The sequence below is a fragment of the Sorangium sp. So ce128 genome (assembly GCF_051525245.1).
Taxonomy (GTDB): Bacteria; Myxococcota_A; Polyangia; order Polyangiales; family Polyangiaceae; genus Sorangium; species Sorangium cellulosum_B.
In genome coordinates, this window is the sequence record NZ_CP150313.1 from 1,276,140 (window position 1) to 1,299,185 (window position 23,046).

Annotated in this window: 16 protein-coding genes; 9 read left to right on the forward strand and 7 right to left on the reverse strand. The window is 71.5% G+C overall.

All coding sequences use genetic code 11. The features are described 5' to 3' along the window. The first annotated feature begins 31 nt into the window (after window positions 1-31). Both WME82_RS04900 and WME82_RS04905 read left to right on the forward strand, forming a co-directional pair. Window positions 32-1,273 (forward strand): glycosyltransferase, encoded by a 1,242-nt coding sequence (locus tag WME82_RS04900; protein ID WP_438041861.1) that lies wholly within the window; start codon window positions 32-34, stop codon window positions 1,271-1,273. Window positions 1,274-1,426: 153 nt separating this feature from the next. Beyond that, window positions 1,427-1,804 (forward strand): STAS/SEC14 domain-containing protein, encoded by a 378-nt coding sequence (locus WME82_RS04905; protein ID WP_272100194.1) that lies wholly within the window; start codon window positions 1,427-1,429, stop codon window positions 1,802-1,804. A gap of 160 nt (window positions 1,805-1,964) precedes the next feature. On the opposite strand, the gene WME82_RS04910 is transcribed toward WME82_RS04905, so the two are convergent. After that, on the reverse strand, window positions 1,965-3,167 hold the full coding sequence (locus WME82_RS04910) for a P1 family peptidase (protein ID WP_438041862.1): 1,203 nt from the start codon (window positions 3,165-3,167) through the stop codon (window positions 1,965-1,967). Beyond that, on the reverse strand, window positions 3,164-5,461 hold the full coding sequence (locus WME82_RS04915) for a D-alanine--D-alanine ligase family protein (protein WP_438041863.1): 2,298 nt from the start codon (window positions 5,459-5,461) through the stop codon (window positions 3,164-3,166). Before WME82_RS04915 ends, WME82_RS04910 begins: the two co-directional genes overlap by 4 nt. Window positions 5,462-5,641: 180 nt before the next feature. Between WME82_RS04915 and WME82_RS04920 the strand changes: the two genes are divergently transcribed. After that, the gene (locus WME82_RS04920; RefSeq protein ID WP_438041864.1) at window positions 5,642-8,104 is read left to right on the forward strand and encodes an ATP-dependent helicase; all 2,463 of its coding nucleotides are present in this window, start codon (window positions 5,642-5,644) and stop codon (window positions 8,102-8,104) included. A gap of 103 nt (window positions 8,105-8,207) precedes the next feature. Here the strand turns inward: WME82_RS04920 and WME82_RS04925 are convergent, their stop codons facing one another. Then, window positions 8,208-10,070, reverse strand: coding sequence for a hypothetical protein (locus WME82_RS04925; protein WP_438041865.1), 1,863 nt, complete (start codon window positions 10,068-10,070; stop codon window positions 8,208-8,210). A 401-nt stretch (window positions 10,071-10,471) separates the two neighbouring features. Beyond that, on the reverse strand, window positions 10,472-11,332 hold the full coding sequence (locus tag WME82_RS04930) for an MBL fold metallo-hydrolase (RefSeq protein ID WP_437744376.1): 861 nt from the start codon (window positions 11,330-11,332) through the stop codon (window positions 10,472-10,474). Window positions 11,333-11,464: 132 nt separating this feature from the next. Here WME82_RS04930 and WME82_RS04935 point away from each other — a divergent pair, with 132 nt between their 5' ends. From WME82_RS04935 to WME82_RS04945, 3 genes are all read left to right on the forward strand, one after another. After that, entirely contained in the window at window positions 11,465-12,688 is a 1,224-nt protein-coding gene (locus tag WME82_RS04935) for an MFS transporter (RefSeq protein WP_438041866.1), read from the forward strand. A 656-nt stretch (window positions 12,689-13,344) separates the two neighbouring features. Continuing rightward, complete coding sequence (locus WME82_RS04940) at window positions 13,345-14,595, forward strand: DNRLRE domain-containing protein (protein WP_438041867.1); 1,251 nt, start codon at window positions 13,345-13,347, stop codon at window positions 14,593-14,595. Window positions 14,596-14,757: 162 nt separating this feature from the next. Next, window positions 14,758-15,681 carry an N-acetylmuramoyl-L-alanine amidase family protein gene (locus WME82_RS04945; RefSeq protein ID WP_438041868.1) on the forward strand — a complete coding sequence of 308 codons (924 nt, stop codon included), beginning with the start codon at window positions 14,758-14,760 and terminating at the stop codon, window positions 15,679-15,681. A gap of 6 nt (window positions 15,682-15,687) precedes the next feature. On the opposite strand, the gene lon is transcribed toward WME82_RS04945, so the two are convergent. Continuing rightward, window positions 15,688-18,099: an endopeptidase La gene (lon, locus tag WME82_RS04950; protein ID WP_438041869.1), complete on the reverse strand. Its 2,412-nt coding sequence runs from the start codon at window positions 18,097-18,099 to the stop codon at window positions 15,688-15,690. A 117-nt stretch (window positions 18,100-18,216) separates the two neighbouring features. Between lon and WME82_RS04955 the strand changes: the two genes are divergently transcribed. Then, window positions 18,217-19,200: a lysophospholipase gene (locus WME82_RS04955; RefSeq protein ID WP_438041870.1), complete on the forward strand. Its 984-nt coding sequence runs from the start codon at window positions 18,217-18,219 to the stop codon at window positions 19,198-19,200. A gap of 14 nt (window positions 19,201-19,214) precedes the next feature. Further along, complete coding sequence (locus WME82_RS04960) at window positions 19,215-19,601, forward strand: NFACT RNA binding domain-containing protein (RefSeq protein ID WP_437744383.1); 387 nt, start codon at window positions 19,215-19,217, stop codon at window positions 19,599-19,601. An 85-nt stretch (window positions 19,602-19,686) separates the two neighbouring features. Here the strand turns inward: WME82_RS04960 and WME82_RS04965 are convergent, their stop codons facing one another. Then, the gene (locus tag WME82_RS04965) at window positions 19,687-20,145 is read right to left on the reverse strand and encodes a hypothetical protein (RefSeq protein WP_438041871.1); all 459 of its coding nucleotides are present in this window, start codon (window positions 20,143-20,145) and stop codon (window positions 19,687-19,689) included. A 349-nt stretch (window positions 20,146-20,494) separates the two neighbouring features. After that, window positions 20,495-21,208, reverse strand: coding sequence for a hypothetical protein (locus WME82_RS04970; protein WP_438041872.1), 714 nt, complete (start codon window positions 21,206-21,208; stop codon window positions 20,495-20,497). Window positions 21,209-21,704: 496 nt separating this feature from the next. Between WME82_RS04970 and WME82_RS04975 the strand changes: the two genes are divergently transcribed. After that, window positions 21,705-23,009 (forward strand): glycoside hydrolase family 5 protein, encoded by a 1,305-nt coding sequence (locus WME82_RS04975; RefSeq protein WP_438041873.1) that lies wholly within the window; start codon window positions 21,705-21,707, stop codon window positions 23,007-23,009. Window positions 23,010-23,046: the final 37 nt, after the last annotated feature.

The window sequence follows — 23,046 nt, forward strand, 5'->3', positions numbered from 1 at the left end:
CGCGGCGCAGCATAAAGAAGGGTGGTGATTCGTGCGCGTGCTCCATGTTCTTCATACGTCGCTGCCTGTCATTGCGGGATACACGATCCGCAGCGACTACATCATCAAGCACCAGGCCGAGCACGGGATGCGGCCGGCGGTGGTGACGTCGGCGCAGCAGGGGTCCGGGGATACGCTGAAGGACGAGATCGGCGGCATCTCGTACTGGCGGACGCGCGAGCCTACCGGCAAGAAGCTGCCGCTGGTCAGGGAGCTCCAGCTCGTGCGGGCGCTGGAGGCGCGCGTCGAGGACGCGATCCGGGAGTTTCAGCCCGATCTCGTGCACGCGCACTCGCCGATGCTCGTCGGGCTGCCGGCGCTCGCGGCGGCGCGCCGCTTCGGGCTGCCGCTCGTCTACGAGGTGCGCGACCTCTGGGAGAACGCCTCCGTCGACCGGGGCAAATTCAAAGAGGACTCGGCGCCTTACAAGATCGCGGCCGGCCTCGAGACGATCGTCTACAAGTACGCTGACGCGACGGTGACGATCTGCGAGGCCCTGAAGAGCGCTGTCGCGCCGCGGGTGCGCAGCACGGACGCGCTCCACGTCGTGGGCAACGGCGTCGACTCGGACAAGTTCGCGCCGCGGGAGGCCCCGCCCGGCGCCTGGGAGCGCTTCGGGCTCGCCGGGAAGAAGCTCATCGGCTACGTCGGCACCTTCCAGCCGTACGAGGGGCTCCAGACGCTCATCGCGGCGATCGGCGACATCGCGCGGGAGATCCCGGACGCGCACGTCGTGATCACCGGGGCCGGCGGCCAGGAGATGGAGCTCAAGGCGTTCGCCCGCGAGCGAGGGGTGGAGTCCAAGGTGACCTTCACCGGGCGGGTGCCGCACGACGAGGTGTTCAACATCTACGCGATGGCGAGCCTGCTCGTGTATCCCCGCATCCGGACCCGGACGACCGAGCTGACGACGCCGCTGAAGCCGCTCGAGGCGATGGCCATGGCCCGGCCCGTGATGGTGAGCGACGTCGCGGCCATGGGGGAGCTCGTCCGTTATGGCGAGACCGGGTTCGTCTTCAAGGCGGGCGACAGCGCCGACCTCACGAGGCGGTGTGTGGAGGCGCTCAAGGACCCGGCGCGCCTCGAGCAGGTCGGCAAGAACGCGCGGGCGTGGATCCTCAAGGAGCGGCAGTGGCCCACGCTGCTCTCGCGGTACGAGACCATCTACGAGCAGGCGATCGCCGTGCGGCGCGGACAGGGCAAGTCGCGCGTCGGCGAGCCGCACGCGGCGTGAAGGGCGGCGACCCCAGCCCGGGCTTCCCACGGCCGACGGTCAGCGTCGCTGCCGCGTGAGCGTCGCGATCCCTAGGCGCGTCCTCGCGCGATCCGGGGTATGATCACGCGGCCCCATCCCGCCCCTTCGGGAACTGGCAGGAGGTCTCTCAACGTGTTCGAGATCAAAGTCGACCGGATCATCGCCATGGTGGATTTCGTCCTCGAGGGGCGTGTCCGCCTCGAGGAGATGGAGAACTTCGTCAGCGAGCTGAGGAAGGCGTGCGAGAGCCTCCAGGGCCGGGAGATCAAGATCAAGGCCGATGTCCGCGGGTTCAGGCCGATGTCCCCCGATGTGGCGGAGAAGATCCGCGCCGTCCAGGAGTTCGGCCTGGAGCTCGGGGTGATGCGCGTCGCCGAGATCATCGAGAGCGACATCGTCGCGCTCCAGCTGAACCGCGTGGCGCGCGAGAGCGGCACGGACAAGGTCCTCCGGCGCTTCTGGGACGAGGACGCGGCCCACGAGTGGCTCCTCCACGGTGATCCGGAATGAGCGGCGGGCACCCGCTTCGGATACGGGCCCATCTCGACGTTTTCGGTGCTCAGCGCACCTGAGTGCGCTTCCGCGCCGAAAACGCCGATCTGGGCCCGTCTCCTGTGCGGGTGACCGCCGCTCGGCGGGGCCTTTGCCGGAGAGAAGGGGGCGGGGGGCGCTAGAAGAGGGGGGGCGGGTCGGAGGGGTGCGGGGGGCGGTACTGCTTCAGGATCTCGGCAACGGCGTCTAGCGGCAGGGCCGGCGCGTGGTGTCCGCTGTGGCCGGTCATGTCGACGCCGCCGAACATCGCGTTGAGGATCGCCTCCTCGACCACGTCGACGGTGGCCTCGTAGAGCGCGTCGACCTCGGTGTCGAGGACGAGCTCGGCCATGTGCCGGCCCGGCGCGAGGGGGTGCACGCTGAGCGAGCGGCTCGACCGGGGGGCGCTCCACTGCTCGGTGGTGACGCGAGGCACCCGGTTCGCGGTGCTCCAGGCGAGGACGATCTCGCCCGAGTTGTTGGCCGCATACCCGCCGGTCCGGCCGATCGCGAGCGCGGCGCGCCGCGCGAGGCGCGCGAGCTGACGATGGATGAGCGGGGCGTCGGTGGCGACGAGCACGATGATCGAGCCGGCGGGGCCCCGCCGCGGGACGTGGTTGAAGCGGTCGCTGATGAGCCGCCCGACCGGGACCCCATCGACGCGGAGCAGCTCGCGATCGCCGAAGTTCGACAGCACGAGCGCCCCCACGAGGGCGTCGACTCCGCCGACAGGGACCGACCGGCTCGAGGTGCCGATCCCGCCCGCGAAGTGGAACGTCTGCATGCCCGTGCCGGCGCCGACGCACCCCTCGGCCACGGGGCCACCCCGGGCGTTGTCGATCGCCTCGTCGACGTCGGCCTGCGCCACGTGGCGCCCCACGGCGTCGTTGAGGAAGCTGTCGTCGCACTCGGCGACGACCGGGATCACGACGTCGTAGTCCTTGCCGATCTTGGGGTGTTTGCGCGAGAGCCACGCGACGGTCGCGTCGAGGACGCGGCCGACGCAGAGCGTGCTGCAGAGCAGGATCGGCGTCTCGCAGAGGCCCCACTCGTTGATCTGCGAGAGGCCGGTCACCTCGCCCGCGCCGTTGAGCACGTAGCTCGCGGTGAACACCCGATCGAGGAAGACGTCGCCGTCGGCCGGGACGACCGCGGTCACGCCCGTGCGCACCGGACCGAGGCCGGGGACGAGCTCGCCTTCGCCCTCGATCTTGGTCACGTGGTGGACCCGCACCCCAGGGACGTCCGTGATCGCGTTCTCCGGACCGGTCGGAAAGCGGCCGATCGCGACGCCGAGATCGCGCAGCCGAGGGCGCCTGAGCGCGGTCGAGGGCGCGCTCATGGGCCGGCGACCTCGCCGTTCGCGACGGAGACCGTGTCGGAGAGGGGCGCGGCCTCCGCCGGGAGCGGCGCGGGCCCGGCGAGCGGAGGGCCGGGCGCGGCCAGCAGGCCCGGATCGGCGGCCGGCGAGGCGCCCGACGCGCTCGCGGAGGGCGCGGCGGCGCCCGCCGCAGGCGGCGCCGCGGTGAACGCGGGCCGCGGCGCCGTGGCGGCCCGGGCGTCGCGGTAGCGCTTGAGGCAGCCGGCCAGGATCTCGCCGATCAGCATCCGGTAATCCATCCCCGCGACCTTCGCGATCACGCAGAGATCGCTGAAGTCGGGCGTCAGGCCGGGCAGCGGGTTGATCTCGATGACGTACACCCTGCCGTCCTTCGCCATGCGCAGATCGACCCTGGCCACGTCGCGGCACCCGAGGGCCGCGAACGTGTCGCGCACGACCTTCTCGACGCGGCGGAGCTCCGACGGCGTGAGCTGCGCGGGGCACTCGAAGCGCACGCGCGGCGTGTCCGTTTGCTTCTCCTCGTAGCCGTAGACGGGGTAGGTGGGCGGGTCGACGAAGACGACCTCCATCGGCGGCAGCACCTTCGGCCGCCGCTCCCCGAGCAGGCCCACGGTGAACTCGCGGCCCGTGATGTACTCCTCGATGAGGGCCGGCTGGTGGTAGCGATCGACCAGCTGCTTCGCCGCGGCGCGCGCGGCGGCCTCGTCCTTGACGACGGACGCGGACGTGATCCCCTTCGAGGTCCCCTCGGCGTTGGGCTTCACGATCACCGGGTAGCGGAACGGCTTCAGCTTCTCGCGCCCGGTCGTGACCACCTGCCACTCGGCCGTCTCGATGCCGGCGGCCCGCAGGATCTGCTTCGTGAGGCCCTTGTCGAGGGCGAGCGAGAGCGTGGTCGCGTCCGAGCCGCTGTAGGGGATGCCGAGCAGCTCGCAGAGCGCCGGCACCTGCGCCTCGCGGCCGCGGCCGCGGAGCCCCTCGGCGATGTTGAAGACGACGTCGACCCCGGAAGCCGCGAGCGCGCGCGGCAGGTCCGGGGTCGCCTCGAGCGGGACCACGGTGTGGCCGTAGCTCTCGATGGCGCTCGCGATCGCCTGGATCGTGCGCGGCGAGTCGAACTCGGCCTCCAGGTCGTGCATCGTGCCGGGGCCCGCCTTGTCGGCCGCGGCCGTGTCGCTCCGCTTCATGTTGTAGGTGAAGCCGACGCGGAGCGCGGTCCGCTTCGCCCGCCGCGGCTGGTTGCTCTCCAGGAGCGGCAGGAGCCCCCGCCGCTTGCAGGCGCTCCTCACGATGGCCCGGATCACGCCGTCGAAGTCGACGCCGCGCTGCGCCGCCGCGACGAAGACGCTGGCGCCCGGCTGGAGGGTGGGCAGCCCGTCGACCTCGAGGAAGTGGACGTCGTGGCCCTGGCTGCGCGAGGGGGACGGCGTGACCCGGAACTCGCAGCGGGCGTGATCCTTGAGGTCCAGGGCGCGCACGACGCGCGCCGTGATGGCCCGGATGCGCTCGATCGTGGCTGCGGGCAGCTGCGCGGGCCGGCGCGTGACCTGCTCGGGCTTCGCGTGCTTCAGGTTGAAGTCGTACACGTTGTAGCTGCCCGGCACCTGGGGATCGATCACGAACTCGATCGGGGTGAGGACGCCCTCGGGGATGCCGGTGCCGCTCGAGCGCGCGCCGTTCGCCTCCTTGAGGCCGTCGACGAAGGCGCACGCGACGTCGATGCCGGCGATGTAGTGCTCGACGAGCAGGCCCGCCTCGAAGCGCGCGAGCTGCCGCTCGACGACCTCGGCGAGGTGGTGCGCGTCCTCGCAGACGCTCCACTCCCGGAAGATGCCCTTGGAGGAGCCCTCGAAATTCGGCTTCACGATGACGGGGAAGCTCATGTCGTCGAGCGCGCCGCTGTCCAGGGTGGTCCGGTTGACGAGGCGGGCGCGCGGGGTGGCGACGCCGTAGCTCGCGAGGACGCGCTTCGTGAGCGACTTGTCGAGCGCGACGTTCAGCGTGTAGGCGTCGGAGCCGGTGTACGGGATGCCGAGCTCGTCGAAGAGCGACGGATAGAACGCCTCGCGCGTCTTGCCCTTGTGACCTTCGGCGGTGTTGAAGATGAGGTCCGGCTGGAGCGCCTCGAGCCGGGCGAGGACCCGGGAGGCCGGGCCGCTGACCTCGATCCGCTCGACCTCGTGCCCGGCTCGCTCGAGCGCGCCGGCGATGGCGGCGATCGTCTCCGGGCTGTCGAACTCGGCTTCCTCGGCGGAGCCCGTGATCTTCAGGTTGTGCGTGAGCGCGATGCGCATGGTCTCTCCTGTGCCGGTCGTCCGGGCCGCGGCTCCCCCGGTGCTCTGCCGGAGGCGCACGCGCGTGCGAGGTTACGGCCAGCGGGCGTGATTTGCCGGGGAAAAAGCAGGAGAGCGCCGCTCGGGGCTCCGGGGCTCGGCGGGCTCCCGCTCGCGCGGAGGTCGTGCTAGCGACCCCGTGTGGATCGTTTCGCCGCACACGACGCCGACCGCTCTCCGCCGCCCGAGCCTGGCCTCCCTCACGAGGAGCTGAACGAGCCGCAGGCGCGCGCGGCCAGCCACGCGGCGGGTCCGCTCCTCATCTTCGCCGGCGCGGGGAGCGGCAAGACCCGCGTCATCGTGTACCGGATCGCGAACCTCATCGTCACGCACCGTGTCCCGCCCTACCGGATCCTGGCGGTGACGTTCACGAACAAGGCGGCGACCGAGATGAAGCGCCGGCTGGAGGGGCTCATCGGGGCCGACATCGTGAAGGACCTCTGGGTGGGCACGTTCCACGCGGTGTGCGCGCGCCTGCTGCGCCGGCACCACGAGGCGGCCGGGCTCGACAAGAACTTCGTCATTTACGACGACGACGATCAGCGGGCGGTCATGAACCGCGTTCTCAAGGAGCTCAACCTCGACGATCGGCGCTATCCGCCCCGCCAGGTGCTCTCGCGCATCCACGCGGAGAAGCAGGAGGGGCGGGGGCCCGCCGAGTTCGAGCGGAAGGGCTACTTCGACGACGCGATCGCGCGGTGCTTCGAGGCGTACGAGCGGCACCTCAAGGCGGCGAGCGCGGTGGACTTCGACGACCTGCTGCTCGCCGTGCTGCGCATCGCGGAGGACCCGACGAGCTACGCCGGCGAGGATCTCCGGGGGCGCTTCCGGCACGTGCTCGTGGACGAGTTCCAGGACGTGAACCAGGTGCAGTACCGGCTCGTCCGGGCGTTCTGCAAGAGCCACGACAACCTCTGCGTGGTCGGCGACGACGACCAGAGCATCTATCGCTGGCGCGGCGCGGACGTCCGGATCGTCCGCGGCTTCCGGCGCGATTTTCCGCACGCGACGGTGGTGAAGCTCGAGCAGAACTACCGCTCGATCGGGCACGTCGTGCGGGGCGCGCTCGGCGTGATCCGCCACGCGTCGGATCGCGAGCCGAAGGAGCTCTGGACGGCGAACCAGGACGGCACGCCGATCGACGTGGTGGCGGCGGACAGCGAGCACGACGAGGCGGCGTGGGTGGTCGAGTGCGTCCGCGAGCTCATCGCGGAGGGCGTCTCGCCGAACGAGATCGCGGTGTTCTACCGGATCCACGCGCAGTCGCGCGTGCTCGAAGAGGTGCTGCGCGAGGCGCGCATCCCGTACCAGATCATCGGGGGCACGCGCTTCTTCGAGCGGGCGGAGGTGAAGAACCTGCTCTCGTACCTCCGCGTGATCGCGAACCCCAAGAGCGACGTGGATCTCAACCGCATCATCAACGTGCCCGCCCGCAAGATCGGCCAGAGCACGGTCGACAAGCTCATCCAGGCGGCGGACCTGCTGGGCGTGTCGCTGTTCGAGGCGATCGATCCGCTCCTGGAGGGGCGGGTGCCGCCGTCGGCGATGCCGGGGGGCCAGCTGCCGCCGCTCGCGTCGGCGGCGAAGCGCAGCCTGCTCGGCTTCCGCGATCTGATCCACGGGCTCATGACCGAGGCGAAGAGCGCTTCGCCGAGCGCGCTGGCGGAGGAGGTGCTCGCGCGGTCGGGCTACGCCAAGGCGCTCGAGCAGGAGGACAGCGTCGAGTCGGAGGCGCGGCTCCAGAACTTGCGCGAGCTCGTGCAGTCGCTCGTCGACTACGAGCAGGAGGCGACCGCCGCGGGCGACGAGGCGACGCTCGCGGGCTACCTCGAGCGGGTGAGCCTGGTGTCGGACGTCGACGCGCTCGCGGACGTGCCCAAGGTGGCGATGATGACGATCCACGCCGCGAAGGGGCTGGAGTTCCACGCGGTGTTCCTGACCGGCATGGAGGAGGACCTGTTCCCGTTCCGGAGCCAGGATCCGAACCGCAAGGGCGACATCGAGGAGGAGCGCCGGCTGGCCTACGTCGCGATCACGCGGGCGCGCGAGCGGCTCTGGATCACACACGCGGCGCGGCGGGCGATCTTCGGCCAGACGCGTTACGGCTTGCCGAGCCGCTTCCTCGCGGATCTGCCGCCGGCCTCGGTGCGCGGGATCGCGACGCCCGCCAGCATGATGGCGCAGCGCCGGGTCGAGGGCGGGTTCGGCGGGGGCGGCGGGTACGCCGCGCCCGGGCTCCGGTTCGGCGGCCAGGAGCGCTCGTGGGAGGGCCGCGAGCGGAGACCCGGGGCGCAGGCGGACGAGCGGTTCGCAGGGGCGCGGTTCTCGCGGGAGGGCGAGCCGGCGAGGGGGGCGATGGCGCGCGGCATGGACGTCCCCGACCGGGCGCCGGGCGAGCGGTACGTCGAGCGGGAGGCGGTCGACCCGGGCGCCGAGGGCGGCGAGGGGCTCGCGTTGCGGCGCGGGATGCGGGTGTACCACGAGCGGTTCGGGCCCGGCGTGGTCGAGAGCGTGGATCCTGGGGCGGATCCGATCGCGACCGTGAAGTTCTCCGGGTGGGGGAAGAAGCGGATCAAGGTGGCGTTCCTGCGCGCCGGGCCGTGAGAGGGGCGGGCTCTGGCAGCGCGTTGACCAGGAACGGTTCCGGCCGCGCGGGAAGTGCGGCCCAGCGGCCGGGCCCCTGAGAGGGGCCCTGCGCGACCCGGTGTCAGCGGCTGGACGCGGCCGCGGCGGTGGACGTGGCGAGGCGCCGAAAATGCTCGATGCTGAGGAGGTTGCACAGGCTCTCCAGGTGCTGCCGGCGCGCCCTGTGCTCGTCCAGCAGGCGGGCGACGGGCTCGTGCCCGAGCAGGTCCACGGCGATGCTGTCTCGCGAGAGGAGCACGTCGCGCGCGTGGTCGTGGAGCGGCCCCGCGAGCATGTCGGCGCGCATGGCGTCCGCCGAGCGGCGCTTCTTGCCCGAGCGGCCGCGCCACGCGGTCGCCGCTCGCCAGAGCTCGCCGGTGACATAGAGCAGATCGCGCGCGAGCAGGCGCGTGAGCCCGGGCCCCTGGAGCGGAAGCAGGGAGTTGTCGTTCACGAGGATGCCGCGCGCGGACGGCAAGAAGCGGCGCACGATGGCGTCGTGGAGGCCCGCGTGCGTGCCAATCGGGGAGGGCAGGCCGAACGCCAGCCGCACGACGGACGGGCTCGCGTACGGGGAGAAGGTCTTCCACCAGGCGAAACGCGACGTGATCGCGCCCCAGCGGCCATACCGCTCGAAGAGGTAGAATTGATCGAGCACGTCGTGGAGGTCGGGCGAGCGCCGGAACATCGCCTCGACCACCGAGCGGGTGCGCTCGCGGACGGCGGCCAGAGGATCGGGTGAGCGAAAGCTCAGCGCTGTCGGGCGGCGCCACTTCCGGGCGAAGAAGGCCGTGACGTCGTCCGCGTTGGCGCGAGCCACCCGCGTGTATTGGCCGGGGCGAGCATAGTAATAGCCACGGAAGATCTCGCCTCCACCCCCTTCGAAGCCCAGGGGGCGGTCGTCCCAGCTCGGATACCTGTCAATCGCGCGCTTGGCGCTGGAATCGCCGTTCATGTGAAACGCGATGAGATCCGCGTGACGGCTGAAATCGTCGTGGATGGGCAGATCCAGCTCGCGGTGCTCGTGGCGTGCGCCCACGAGGGCGGCGATGCGCCTGGCCACGCGCACGTCGAGGCTGTCGGTCGCGCCGGTGGTCTTGGCGACGATGCGCTCCGCCGGCACGATCGACGCGACCAGCGCAAAAGCCGCGCGGCTGTCGATGCCCGCGGTCAGATCGGCCCGGACCGTGTCGCAGCCCGCCGCGGCGAAGCGCGTGTTCTCGCGCATGGTGTCGACGATCCGGTCGATTCGCTCCCGGACCGCGGCCGCGTCACGGGCGTCGATGCGGCGCTCGAACAGCCCGAGCGGCGCGGGGAGCCGCTCCAGGCGTCCGCCCCGCAGGCGCAGCCAGTGCGCCGGATCGCCCGGCTCGACGCGCGCGAGCAGCGGCCGCCCGCCGATGGACCAGTCCGCGGTGATGATCGAGCACGCCGAGGCGTGGTCGATCTCGACAGGGCACGCCCCGGTCGCCACGAGCGCGACGTCGTGCGGAGAGACGTAGAGGACCCCGTCCGCGTGCAGGGTGCGCAGCGCCCGGCGGCCGAGCAGATCCGAGATCACCGAGGCCGTGCGCTCAGCGCGGTCGACGACGATGGCGGAGAAATTGCCATCGAGCGCAGCCACCGCGTCCCCGCCGCCCGACGTCCAGGCGCGGAGGACGGCCCTCGCGGGCGCAGCCCTGGATTCGCCCTGCAGCTCGCCGAACAACAGCAAAGCGTGCGTGTCGGTGACCACCTGATCGAGCAGGGCGAGCCGCGCCGGCGGCTCCGGCGTGAGGAGCGCCCACCCGCCGCCCACCTCTGGCAGGACCTCCACCGTTGTCCGGGGCTCCGGGCCCATGGAGGACATCCGCTCGCCGACGAGGAGCGCCGCGCGGCGAAGAAACGCGCCGGGATCGCGGTCGCTCGCGTCCGGCAGGTTGAAGGCGGCGATGAACGAAATCAAGGTATCCTCACCCGATCTGTGATGCCCGCCCAGCAAAGCGGGTGATGGCGAGCGGCCGCGACGAGCGCTTCGCGCGCGAGGAGGGCCAGCGACGGGAAGCGCTCATGCGCGCGCGAATCTAGCCGGAGCTCCACCATGGCCGCAAGCGACGGCCGAGACGACGCCGCGCGGCCTCTCGCACGCAGCGCGCCGGCCGGGGAAGGCATCCCCGCTCCCCCCCACCCTGGTACAAAGTCCCCAGGGACGGCGAGCAAACAACGCACCTCGACCTAGAGCAGAGCGGCGGTCACCCGCACAGGAGACGGGCCCAGATCGGCGTTTTCGGCGCGGAAGCGCACTCCGGTGCGCTGAGCACCGAAAACGTCGAGGTGGGCCCGTATCCGACGCGGGTGACCGCCGCTCTAGAGCCACACCTCGCCTAGAAGGGGGAGCACGCCCATCCTCACATCGCGCGACGCCCGGCCGAGGCGCTCTGCCAGGCGCTCTCCCTGCATCGCGGGGAGCGCGACGGCAGGGCGATCGAGGGGCAGAAAGAAATTGTCCCAGTGAGAGAAGAGCACCGCGCGCGGCGACAGGGCGCGCGCGACGCGCTCGGGGAAAGCGCTCGAGGTGGTCCAGCCGGCAACGCAGAGAAGGAGCAGATCGGGCTCCCTGCAATCGAGGCCCGCCTCGACGAGCTCCGCGCTGCCCAGGTGGACGATGCGCCGGTCCGCGACCCGGATCTCCACCGCAAAGACGGCGCCGCACCGGTAACGCTCGGCCCGGAGCGGGACCTGGTCGCAATCGGAGATGTCGCCGGGGAAGGGGACCCGGCCGAGCAGCAGGCGGGCGTGAGCGCTCGGGAAGAAGCGCAGCTGGAACGGGCCGACCTCGCCGACCACGGGCTCGCCGCCCGGCGCGCGCTCGACGTCGCGCACGCGCGCCGCGGGGACGCCGGCGGCGCGGCAGAGCGCCGCCGCGGAGCGCGAGCCGAAGACCGTGGCCCCGGTGCGGAGCGCGATCTCCGGGATGTCGAGCGCGTGATCGAAATGGGTGTGGCCCGCGATGACGGCGTCGGCGCGCGGCGCGTGGCGCGCGATGGCGGCCACGTCGGGGACGAGCCGGCCGACCACGCAACGGCGGAGCGAAGCGCGCGTGAGATAGGGATCGATGAGCACCACCGCGCCGGCGTGCTCGATCGCGAACCCCGCCGTGCCCAGCCACCGCACCCGGACCTCGCCCGCCGGCGCGAGCGATCGCGGAGAGAAGGTGTCGGCGATCATCGGCGCGGGCTCGTCCGGCCGGCAGACGGGGTGAGTCGTTGCGGCGTGCTCATCGAGATCGAGATCGAAACGTACGCCAGTGTCCGTGTTTCCGGCGACCGACGCTCGTCCGCTCGGTTACGATCGTCGGTCGTGGCAGACCGAACGCGCGTCGGCACGATCGCCGCCCTCGCCGCGCTGTACTTCGCACAGGGCATTCCGTTCGGCTTCCAGGCGACGGCGCTCCCCGTCTTCCTGCGGGCGAGCGGCGTCTCGCTCTCCGGCGTGGGCTTCGCCGGCGCGCTCGCGCTCCCGTGGGCGGCGAAGGCGCTCTGGGCGCCGCTCGTCGACCGCTACGGCTGGGAGCGGCTCGGCAGGCGCCGCTCGTGGATCCTGCCGCTCGGGGTGCTGCTCTCGCTCACGTGCGCGACCGCCGCGTTCGTCCCGCCGTCGCGCCACCTCGGCGCCCTGCTCGCGCTGGTCTTCCTGATGAACCTGCTCGCGGCCACCCAGGACATCGCGGTCGACGGGCTCGCGATCGACCTGCTCGGGCGCGGTGAGCTCGGCCTGGCGAACGCCGCGCAGGTGGTCGGCTACAAGGTCGGCATGCTCGTCGCGGGCGGGCTGCTCGTCTGGGCGAGCGCCTGGATCGGCTGGGGCGGTCAGTTCGGGGCGATGGCCGCGCTCGTCCTCCTCTCGGCGCTGGCCTCGCTCGCGCTGCGCGAGCCTCCCGCGAGCGAGCTCGAGGCGCACGCGCGCCGGTCGCTCCGCGAGGTGCTCGCGGCGGTCTTCGCCGCCCTGCGGGCGCCTGGCGCGCTCTGGGTCGTCGCCTTCCTCGGGACCTACAAGCTCGGCGAGGCGATGGTCGACATGATGTTCAAGCCGTTCCTCGTCGACGCCGGCTTCCCGCCGCACCGGATCGGCCTCTGGGTAGGCACGTACGGCCTCGTCGCGTCGATCGCCGGCTCGCTCGCGGGAGGCCTCCTGTCGCAGCGGATCCCGCTGCTCGCCGCCGTCGCGGTGACCTCGGCGCTGCGCACCGTCGCGATGGCGGGCGAGTGGTATCTCGCCGCGGCGGGGGCGCCCACCGCGGAGGCCGTCGTCGCGGTCACCGTGGCCGAGCACCTCTTCGGCGGCGCGCTCACGACGGCGGTGTTCGCTTTCATGATGTCGCGTGTCCGGCGGTCGGTCGGCGCGACGCACTACACGCTGCTGGCCAGCGTGGAGGTGCTCGGCAAATCACCGGCGGTGTGGCTCTCGGGCGCCGTCGCCCAGCGGCTCGGCTATGCAGGTCTGTTCGCCCTGGGGACCGTGATCTCGGTCGTCTTCCTCGGGCTGCTCTTGCCGCTGCGGGAGCGGAGAGCGGGTGAGGGGTGAGCGGGCCCGGTCGTCCCATTTTGCCCCAGTGACCAATTTTGCCCCAGTTCCGTGACCTGGCGAAATTGAATCGTAGAAGCAAGACAGACGCCGAAGACGCCGAAGACGCCGAAGACGCCGAAACGCAGCGGGAAAGAGGAGAGATGAAGAATTTTTGCTCTCTCCTCTTCCCTCGGCGCCCGCGGTGCCCACCATGGCTCTTTTTCTCACGAGATCAGGGGGACAGCCTTTTTCGTCGCGGCGCTGGCTGGTGCGAAAGACGATGATCCGCGCGCCCATTTCATGATATAACCAGACAGCGCTACGGCTGACTGCTGCAAGAATCGCTCGTGACCGCGCTCGCCCGACTTCATCCATCGATCGCCCGGCCGGCGACGCCCCTCATCCCCCAAGGGGGGTGAGATCCTCCTGGGGCCAGGGAGGTCGAGGTCGGCCACGATCCGGGAGGCGAGCGCCTGGTAACGGCCGTCCCATTGCGCCGTCGTGCCGCACGCGCTGGTTGACGAATGACTCCTTCAGCGCTCCGCCTTCGGGCAAATGGAGCACCGTATCAGCATCGCCCAGTTTGGAAGAAGTATTTCCTAAGTCAACAGCGTGCGGCAGCTCGCCGCACAGCGCGGCGCCGCTATGCCGGCGCCGCAACGAGGAGCTCTCCTATGAGAACCGCCTATCTGTCGATCTCTGCCTCTGCGCTCGCGCTCGCCTCGATGATCTCCGGCTGCATGGCTACAGCCGAGCCGCACGACGATACCGAAGATGCCATCGGCGAGGGCGCGGCGGCGCTCGTCTCCTGCTCGGTGCTCCCCTCCGGCAACATCGTGACGAACGGCAGCTTCGAATCGCCGGACGTGTGGCCCGGCACGTCGTCGATCTACAACGGCTCGATCACCGGCTGGCAGGCTGCCTATGGTCAGATCCAGGTCTATGACCACTCGAACGGCATGAACCCCGCGCACGGCGACCAGCACGTCGAGCTGGACGCCACGAACTCGAGCGGCATCTATCAGAACCTCACGACCGTCCCGGGAGCGACCTACCAGCTCCGGTTCGCCTTCGCCGCGCGCCCCGGCACGAGCGCGAGCCAGAACGTGCTAGGCGTCGTCTGGGGCGGCCAGCAGGTGGCCACGCTGACGACCGCCAGCTCCGCATGGGCCAATCACACCTATACCCTCGTGGCCTCCGGCACGACGACGCGCCTCCAGTTCAACGACCTGGGCATCTCGAACGGCCAGGGGACGCTGCTCGATAACGTCACCGTGGTCGCCGCAGATACGGATCAGGACGGGGTGTTCGACTCGTGCGACAACTGCCCGGCGCTGGCCAACCCCTCCCAGGCCGACGCCGACGCCGACGGCATCGGTGACGCCTGCGAGCCCCCCCCGCCCGCCGAGCCCGTGTGCGTGGTCGTGCAGCGCGGCACCTACGGGAGCGTGCAGGATGCGCATATCCAGCCCGGCGTCTCGTGGCCGTACGGCGATTACCCGTACGTCGTCATGAATACGTTCCCGGAGGGCGTGCAGCTGGGCGTGCTGGCCTTCGATCTGTCGTTCATCCCGGCGGGCTCCGACGTCGAATCCGCGACCCTCTCGCTGTCTCACACGTGGAAGGCGAGCGCCAGCACCATCGAGCTGCACCGCGTGAACGGCCCCTGGCAGGAGTCGACCGTGCACGCCGGCAACTTCCCCGGATACAACCCGGCCGTCGAGGCCTCGATCACCACCGTCGCCCAGGCGAGCGCCGTCGTGACCGCCAACGTGGCGGCCCTCGTCCAGTCCTGGGTGGATGGTTCCCCGAACCACGGCGTCGCGCTCCACGACGTGAACGGTCGGACCGACATCCGCTCGAGCGAGCAAACGAACATCGCCCCCCGGCCGAAGCTCGAGGTCTGCTACACGCCGGCCCAGTAGCGGGGTTCCGGCCGAGGCGCGGGGCACGCCGGGTCACGAGCTCTCGGACGTCCCGGGTGATCTCGGGATGTCGCCACGTCACGCCCCCTTCGTCACCTCGGCCACGCTCGCTTGCCGAGAACCTGACGCCGCGCTCCGCCTTTGATAGCAAGCGGAGCCGCGGTGATCTCGCGCAGGAAGCTCGTCCTCGGTCTCGCCGGCGCCGCCGGCGCCGCCGCCCTCTCACGGGCGCTCGCCCCGGGCTCCCCGCGCGAGATCGCGGCGCGGCGCGCCCTCAAGCTCCCGATCGCGCCGAGCGGGTGGCCGTTTCCAGGGGCCCGCGTCGTCGCCCCCTCCGCCGTCTTTCCACGGGATTTCGGGGTCCGCCGCATCTACCTCGACGCCGGACATGGCGCCCCCGGCAACTCCGGCAACCTCTCCTGCTTCTGCGTCGACGAGCAGGACTTCACCCTCGCCGCGGCGCGCGCCCTCGCCGAGCGGCTCAACGCCACCGGGCGCTTCGAGGCGCGCGTGGGCAGGGCCGGCGACCGTCCGTTGCCCTACGCGGAGCGCGTCGAGGACGCCGCCCGGTGGGGCGCCGACGCCTTCGTCAGCCTGCACTCGGACGTGCGCGGCAAGACCGAGACGTGGTCGCCCGGCCAGGGCCGCCAGTGCCCGCTCAGCCTCGCCGCGCCGGGGTTCGCCGTCCTGTGGTCCGACGAAGGCGAGCCCGCCCTCTGCGCCCTCCGGCTCGCGCTCGCGCGCGGCTTCGCGAGGCGCATGGAAGAAGCAGGCCTGTTGCCCTACGACGGCGCCGCGTACAGCGGCCTGTACGCGCCGGACTCCGCCCAGCCCGGCGTCTTCCTCGACCGGCGCCCCCCGGGACAGCGCATCTTCGTGCTGCGCCGCCCTTCCATGCCCTCCATCCTCGTCGAGACCCACCACGCGCTCGACGCCCGCGAGGCGACCCGCTGGACCGAGCCCGCCACGCTCGACGCCTTCGCCGCCGCCGCCGCCGCCGCGCTGGCCGATGCGCTCGGCGCCGCCGGCGCGCCGGCCGACACGCTCGGCGGCGACGGCGCGCCGGTCTCCCCGCCGCCCACCTGAGGCGCGTCAGGACGCCCGCGCGTGCGGCATCTCCTCGGGCGCCTCCAGCCGGATCGAGCGGAGCCGCAGGCAGAGCGCGAGTGCCTCGTCGAGCGTGTTCACCAGGTAGAACTCGAGCGAGCTCCTCACCTCGGCCGGCAGATCGTCGAGATCCGCCTCGTTGTCCGCCGGCAGCAGGATCTCGAAGATCCCCGCGCGGTGCGCCCCCAGCACCTTCTCCTTGATCCCCCCGATCGGCAGCACCGTCCCGCGAAGCGTGATCTCCCCCGTCATCGCGATGTCGCTCCTGACCGGCCTGCCCGACAGGGCGCTCACCAGCGCCACCGCCATCGTCACGCCCGCGCTCGGCCCGTCCTTCGGTACCGCCCCCGCCGGAACATGGATGTGAACGTCCCGCCGCTGCAGCCGATCGGACGGCACGCCGAGCTCCGCCGCGTGCGCGCGCGCATAACTCAGCGCCGCGCGGCCGCTCTCCTTCATGACGTCGCCCAGCTGCCCCGTGAGGACGAAATCGCCCTTGCCGGGCATCACGCTCGCCTCGACGTGCATGATGTCGCCACCCACCTGCGTGTAATACATGCCGGTCGCGACCCCCGGCTGATCGTACTGGAGCCTCCGCTCAAGGCGCATCCTCGCGCGGCCGAGCAATTCCTTCACGTCGTCGTCGACGCCCACCACAGCCCGCTCGATCTCGCCGGCCGCGATCCGGCGCGCGGCCTTCCGCGCCAGCGCGCCGAGCGTCCGTTCCAGCTGCCGCACGCCCGCCTCGCGCGTGTATCCGCTGATGATCCCGCCGAGCGCCGTGCCCGTCACGCGCAGCTGCTCCTCGCGCAGCCCGCACTCCTTCCGCTGCCGGGGGAGCAGGTACTTCCGGGCGATCTCGTGCTTCTCCTGCTCGGTGTACCCGGCGAACAGCGCGGGCTCCATCCGGTCGAACAGCGGAGCGGGGATCGTCTCGCGGAAGTTCGCCGTGCAGATGAACAGCACCTCGGACAGGTCGAACGGCAGGCCGAGGTAGTGATCGACGAAGCCGTCGTTCTGCGCCGGATCCAGCACCTCGAGCAGCGCCGCGCCAGGATCCCCCTGGTAGGAGGCGCCGAGCTTGTCGACCTCGTCGAGGACGATCACCGGGTTCTTGGAGCCGATCCGCTTGATCCCCTGGAGGATGCGGCCGGGCATCGCGCCCACGTAGGTGCGCCGGTGGCCGCGGATGTCCGCCTCGTCGCGCGCCCCGCCCAGCGAGACGCGGACGTACTTGCGCCCGAGCGCCCGCGCGATCGACTCCGCGATGGACGTCTTGCCGGTCCCGGGCGGACCGAGGAAGAGCAGGATCGGCCCGCGGGAGATCGCGCGGCTCCGCTCGCCCTCGCTCCTCGCCTGCTCCAGGCGCAGCTTGCGGACGGCCAGGAACTCGAGCACCCGGTCCTTCACGTCGCCCAGGCCGTAGTGATCCTCGTCGAGGATCGCCCGCGCCCGATCGAGATCGACGTGGTCGTCGGTCCGCTGGTTCCAGGGCAGATCCGCCACCCACTCGAGCCACGTCATGAGGACCTGCGCCTCCGGCGACGTCTCCCGCCCCATGCGCCGCAAGCGCGCGAGATCGCGCCGGGCCTCCTGCAGGATCTCCGCCGGCAGGTTGGCCCGCTGCAGCTTGTGCTCAAGACGTGCGGCGGCGTTCTCGTCGTCCTCCTCGCCGAGCTCCTTCTGGATCGCGCGCAGCTGCTCGCGCAGGTAGATCTCCCGCTGCCGCTCGCCGAGCTCCTCCTCGACGGTCGTCCTGATCTTCTCCTGGGTCTCCACGATGCCGATCTGCCGGTAGAGGTGCAGCGCGAGGCTGCGCATCCGCTCTTCCGTCGAGAGGATCTCGAGCAGCGCCTGCTTCTCGGGGGTCGGGAGGTCCAGGTAGAAGGCGATGTGGTTCACGAGCTCGGCCGGGCCGTACATGCTGCCGACGAACTGCTTGAGCACGTCCTCCGGCGCGCCGCGGTGGCGGCCGTACTCGACGGCCCGCTCGCGCACCTCGCGGGAGAGCGCCTCCAGGGCGCCGTCCTCCTCTGGACGGAGGGGCAGATCGGCGAGCTCGATGACGGGGGCGCGGATCACGCCGTCGACCTCGGTGTAGCGGGGCGCGGCCGCTCGCCGCTCGCAGTAGAGCACGAGCTGAAGGCCCGACCCGAACCGCTGCACCTGGGTGATGCGGGCGATCACGCCGATCGAGAAGAGGCCGCCCGCGGTGGGCTCCTCGGCGGCGTCGCGCTGGGCGACCGCGAAGATGCGCTTGTCTTCTCCCTCGACCCGGAGGGCGGCCTCCACCGCTCGGAGCGTCTTCAACCGTCCGACCGTGATGGGCGTCGCTATCCCAGGGAAGAGGACGGTGTCGCGCAACGAGAGCACGGGCAACGATCGGCGCTCGGGCATGGCCGGCCTTTGTGCGAACCTCATGCCATGGAGGACCGTACCGAAAACTCCTTTCGGCGCGGAAGCATCGAGAATCGTGGTCAGCCGCGCGCGGAGCGGTGGTAGGGTCGGCCCGCGATGCCCGCGGACACCTTCACGTTTCAGGCGGACGATGGCCGAGAGCTCTTCGTGTACCGCTGGCTCCCGGAGGGCGGGGCGCGCGGCGTCGTCCACGTCGCGCACGGCATGTCGGAGCACGCGGGCCGCTACGCGCGCCTCGCGCAGGCGCTCTGCGCCGACGGGTGGGCCGTCTACGCGAACGACCACCGCGGCCACGGCGCGACGGCGCGCGGGAGCGACGAGCTCGGCTTCTTCGCGAGCCAGGGCGGCTTCCAGCGGGTCGTCCGCGATCTCGCGCAGCTCATCGCGCGCGCGCGCGGCGAGCACCCCGGCCTGCCGGTCGTCCTCTTCGGCCACAGCATGGGCGCCGCGCTCGCGCAGGAGGTCCTGAGCGAGCACGGCGGCTCGATCGACGGCGCGGTGCTCTCCGGCGCCGCGGGCAAGGCGAACGCGCTCGTGGACGCGGGCCGGCTCGTGGCCCGCGCCGAGCGGCGGCGGCTGGGCGAGCGCGGCAAGAGCCAGCTCCTCCAGACGATGAGCTTCGACAGCTTCAACAAGATGTTCGCCCCGACGCGCACGCCCTTCGACTGGCTCTCTCGCGATCGCGCCGAGGTCGACGTGTACATCGCCGATCCCCGCTGCGGCTTCCCGGCGACGACCTCGCTCTGGGTCGACCTGCTCGACGCGATGGCGGCGCTCGCGCGCCCCGAGCGGCTCTCGCGCATCCCGAAGGACCTGCCCATCTACGTCTTCTCCGGCTCTCGCGACCCGGTCGGCGGGCTGCTCAAGGGCGTCACCCAGATGATCGAGGCGTACCGCGCCGCCGGTCTCCGCAGGGTGGCGCAGCGGTTCTACCCCGGCGGGCGCCATGAGATGCTGAACGAGATCAACCGCGAGGAGGTCGTGCGGGACCTGCTCGCGTGGCTCGCCGCCGAGGTGGCGGGCGAGGCGAGGGCGCCGGCGAGGCCTGCGCAGCCGGGCGCCGGCGCAGCGCCCGGCTGACGGCGGGGGCCGGCATGGGCAGCAAGGGGCGGCCGTACCGCACGCTCACGATCGATGGCTTCGAGGTGCTCGTCGGCCGCGGCGACGAGGACAACGACGCGCTCACCTTCGAGGTCGCCGAGCCGCACGATCTCTGGCTGCACGTGGCCGGCGGCACGCCGGGCAGCCACGTGATCGTGCGCAACCCCGAGCGCGTGGAGGTCCCGCGCGAGGTGGTCGAGCGCGCCGCGGCGGCCGCCGCGTGGTACTCGAAGGCGCGGAGCGCCGCCAAGGTGGAGGTCCACGTCTGCAGGGCCGGGGACGTGAGCAAGCCGCGGGGCGCGCCCGCCGGGCTCGTTCAGCTCGCGCGGTGGAAGAGCGTGCGCGTGCGGCCGGAGATCCCCGGGCGCGATCCGGGGTAAGGCGAGCGCCGGCGCCTCGCGCGAGGGCGACGGCGAGCCGCGCAGGGGCGAGCGGCGGCTCGGTACGTCGTCGTGGGGGCTTCTGTCAGAGCTCGTTCGCGATCACGCACGCTCCGGCCTGGCAGGAAGCGGTGAGGCCGGAACACGGCGCGACGAAACACGCCACCTCGTCTCCCAGGCACTTGGGCGCGGGCGTGCCCGTGGGGACTGCGTTGCAGTTGCAGCCTCCACAGTAATTGTCGACGAGGCTGCAGTCGGCGTCGGTCACGCACTGGCGCATCGGGGCGGGCACGCACGCGGCCCTCCCCTTCCGTTCCTCGCAGACAAACCCGTCCATACAGCGGACGACAGCGCAGGTGAGGCGGCCGCCCGCGGGCCCCGCGAGCGCATCCGCCTGCTCGGAGAGGGTCTCCTCCTCGGCGGCCTCGAGATCGCCCACGGGCGGGGCGCCGCACGCGGAGAGGAGCGTCGTGAGCGCCGCGGTCGTCGCGAGCAGCGCGCAAAGGTGCATCTTCATCGAGCGCAGGTTCGTGTCATGAAACATGATGTCTTCTCCCATCGCTGTGGTGAGGGGCGAGCCGCCGCCGCCATCCGAAGGCCGGGCGTCTCGCCGTCGTCGATAGAGGAGTATGCGCGACGCTCGCCACATCTGACATCACGTGTCTTTTTCTTCTTCGCTGCGTTTCACCATGGCGGCAATCTGGCAGCGACAGCTGCTCGCCAGGCGCTCGCGAACAGCTAGACTGTCGCCGTGCAGCTTCGCATCGAAGGGGATCGATTGACGCTCACCCTGGAGGGCGCCGAGCGGCTCTGGGCCGTGAGGCTCTGGCCCATCGTGGTGCCCCGCGAGCACGTGGCGCGGGCGGAGGCGGCGCGCTGCGAGGCCGCTGCGCTCATGCGCAGAGCGAGGCCGCCCTGCTCCGTCCTCCGGGCCCGCTCCGCGCGTGCTCGCCGCCCCCGGCGGCCAGCGCCGCGAACCGCCGCCTGAGGCGGCTGCTCCAGGCTTGCACCGCGCAGGCGCTCATGCCGGTCCGCGCGCAGACCGAGGCGATCGGCTCCTCCTCGATGAGGAGCGCCTCGAGGAGCGAACGCCCGAGGGGGCTGAGCTCCGCCCGGAGCAGGCCGAGGGGGCGCTCCAGCGCGTCGCGGGCGAGCACCCTGGCCTCCGGATCGTCGTCGGACCGGGCGCCCTCCTCCGGCGCGTCGTCGAGCGGCAGCGCCGCGGCGTCGAGCTGCCGCTTCCGGCAGCGGAAGGCCGCCGCCACCCTCTGGTCGGCGATGAGGCCGACCCAGTTGGCGAGGCTCAATCCGCGGGCTGGATCCCAGGCGCGGAGCGCCCGGCTGTCGTCGCGGAACAGCTCGACGAACACGTCCTGCACGAGGTCGTCCATGCGATCGTCCGCGCCGCCCGTCAACCGCGCGCGGCGCCGGTGCAGCGCCCGGCCGACCCGCGCTTGAATCACCGGCGTGAGCGCGGCGATCACGGATCGGAGGGACCGAATCTCTCCGCCGAGCGCGGAGTTGAGGGCGGATGTCGTCATGTTGGCGTCGGGCAAGCGGATCTCCTCGGGCTGCGAGCAGGGGGGCGTCCTCGCTCGTCTCGCCATGCGTCTGCCGTCCTCGCCCGCGTCCGCCTGTGTGCGCGCACGGAAGACAGGAGGCGGCAGAAGAAAGATGCGAGGCGGATGCGGCGGACGTGACCCGCTCCGCGCCTCGCTCCGTCCTCCGGTGTTCGAGAACCCTGCGAGGCGCACGGGTCTTGTCGTCCTAGCAGCCTGTGTGCCCGCGCCGGCGCCGCGGGCGCAGCGCGCTCCAGCGAGCGTGACGCGTCCCCCTGGCGAGCTCGTGCAACTCTTGCACGACCGGGCTAGGTAACTCTTGCCTGATCCCGGTAACTCCTGCACCCGGAGGGCGCTCCGCCCGCGCGCGGCGGCAGGGCGACGGCAGGCCCCGCGGCGCCGCCTGGTCCCGAAGGCCGAGCTCGGGCTCCGAGGATCCGGCGCGGATCGCGGTCCGGGAGCGTCCGTGCGATTTGTGACGGCTGGCAGGGGCGCAGCGCAACCTGAGGGAGACGAGCTCCTTTCCATCACCCGCAGAGGACCCATGACCCACGCGTATCGACTCGCTTCCTTCTCGATTATCGGCTTGCTGGTCGCTTGCAGCTCGACGGATCCCGATGTCACGTCGGGCGCAGGCGCGGCCTCTGGAGGGGCCACCGGAGGCAGCGGCGGAGGTACGGCCACGGGCGATGCCGGCACAAGCGGTGCCGGCGCGGGCGACGCCGCGACGGGCGGTGCCGGTGCGGGCGACGCCGGCACGGGCGGTGCCGGCACGGGCGGTGCCGGTACGGGGGGAGTCGGGGGCTCCGGCGGGGCCGGCGGAGCAGAGACGCCGGCGGACGCCGCGGCCATGGTCCCCGACATGGGCATCGGGGCCAACATCGGCAACACGCTGGAGAACACCACCGAGTGGGAGACGGGCTGGGGCCAGCCGCTGATCACGCAGACGTTCATCAACGGCATGGCCAACCACGGCATCAAGACGGTACGCGTGCCCGTGGCCTGGGACACCTACGCCGTCAACGGCACGATCGACGCCACCAAGATGGCCCGAGTCAAGGAGGTGGTGGGCTGGATCGAGGCCGCAGGAATGTACTCGATCGTGAACATCCACTGGGACGGGGGCTGGATCTACAACGAGGACAACGCCGATAAGTACAAGCTCACGGGCGACGTCAAGACCAAGTTCGCGTCCTACTGGACCCAGATCGCCACGGCCTTCAACGACGTCGGCCACAAGCTGATCCTCGAGGGGATGAACGAGGAGGGGAACTACTGGGTCAACGGCGTTCACGACGGCGGGACGCCGGACTACGCCGCTCTGAACGAGATGAACCAGCTCTTCGTCACCACCGTGCGCGCGCAGGGCGGCTACAACGCGAGCCGCGCCCTGCTCATCTCCGGCTTCGTGACGGACATCGACAGGACCTGTGTGGGCGATTTCAAGGTGCCGACCGACCCGGCCGGCACGAAGAGCCTCTTCCTCTCGATCCATTACTATACGCCCTATACCTTCTGCGGCCTCGACACGGTGGAGAGCTGGGGCTCTCCCAAGACGACGTGGGGCACGGAGCCCGAGAAGGCAGAGCTGAAGAGCAAGTTCGACACGCTCGGCGCGTTCAGCGCGCAGCGGAGCCTCCCGATCATCCTCGGCGAGTTCGGCGTCACGCTGGGCACGAACTACCCCCGTGAGGCGGCGTCACGGACGCTGTGGATGCGGTCGGTGGTGGAGGCGGCGCGGTCTCGCGGCGTCGTCCCCGTGCTGTGGGACACGGGGACGGACATCAAGCGCACGGACGGCTCGTTCTCGACGGAGTGGCAGGCCGTCGTGAGCGCCGTCAACCGGTAGTCGGCGCCGCTTTCGCTCCGGCGCAGGGGGCGCGGCG

Coding starts and splice junctions, on each gene's coding strand:
- WME82_RS04910 (WP_438041862.1), bottom strand. CDS start 3,167: ATGAGCGCGCCCTCGACCGCGCTCAGGCGCCCTCGGCTGCGCGATCTC.
- WME82_RS04915 (WP_438041863.1), bottom strand. CDS start 5,461: ATGCGCATCGCGCTCACGCACAACCTGAAGATCACGGGCTCCGCCGAG.
- WME82_RS04930 (WP_437744376.1), bottom strand. CDS start 11,332: ATGATCGCCGACACCTTCTCTCCGCGATCGCTCGCGCCGGCGGGCGAG.
- WME82_RS04940 (WP_438041867.1), top strand. CDS start 13,345: ATGAGAACCGCCTATCTGTCGATCTCTGCCTCTGCGCTCGCGCTCGCC.
- lon (WP_438041869.1), bottom strand. CDS start 18,099: ATGCCCGAGCGCCGATCGTTGCCCGTGCTCTCGTTGCGCGACACCGTC.
- WME82_RS04955 (WP_438041870.1), top strand. CDS start 18,217: ATGCCCGCGGACACCTTCACGTTTCAGGCGGACGATGGCCGAGAGCTC.
- WME82_RS04960 (WP_437744383.1), top strand. CDS start 19,215: ATGGGCAGCAAGGGGCGGCCGTACCGCACGCTCACGATCGATGGCTTC.
- WME82_RS04965 (WP_438041871.1), bottom strand. CDS start 20,145: ATGTTTCATGACACGAACCTGCGCTCGATGAAGATGCACCTTTGCGCG.
- WME82_RS04970 (WP_438041872.1), bottom strand. CDS start 21,208: ATGGCGAGACGAGCGAGGACGCCCCCCTGCTCGCAGCCCGAGGAGATC.
- WME82_RS04975 (WP_438041873.1), top strand. CDS start 21,705: ATGACCCACGCGTATCGACTCGCTTCCTTCTCGATTATCGGCTTGCTG.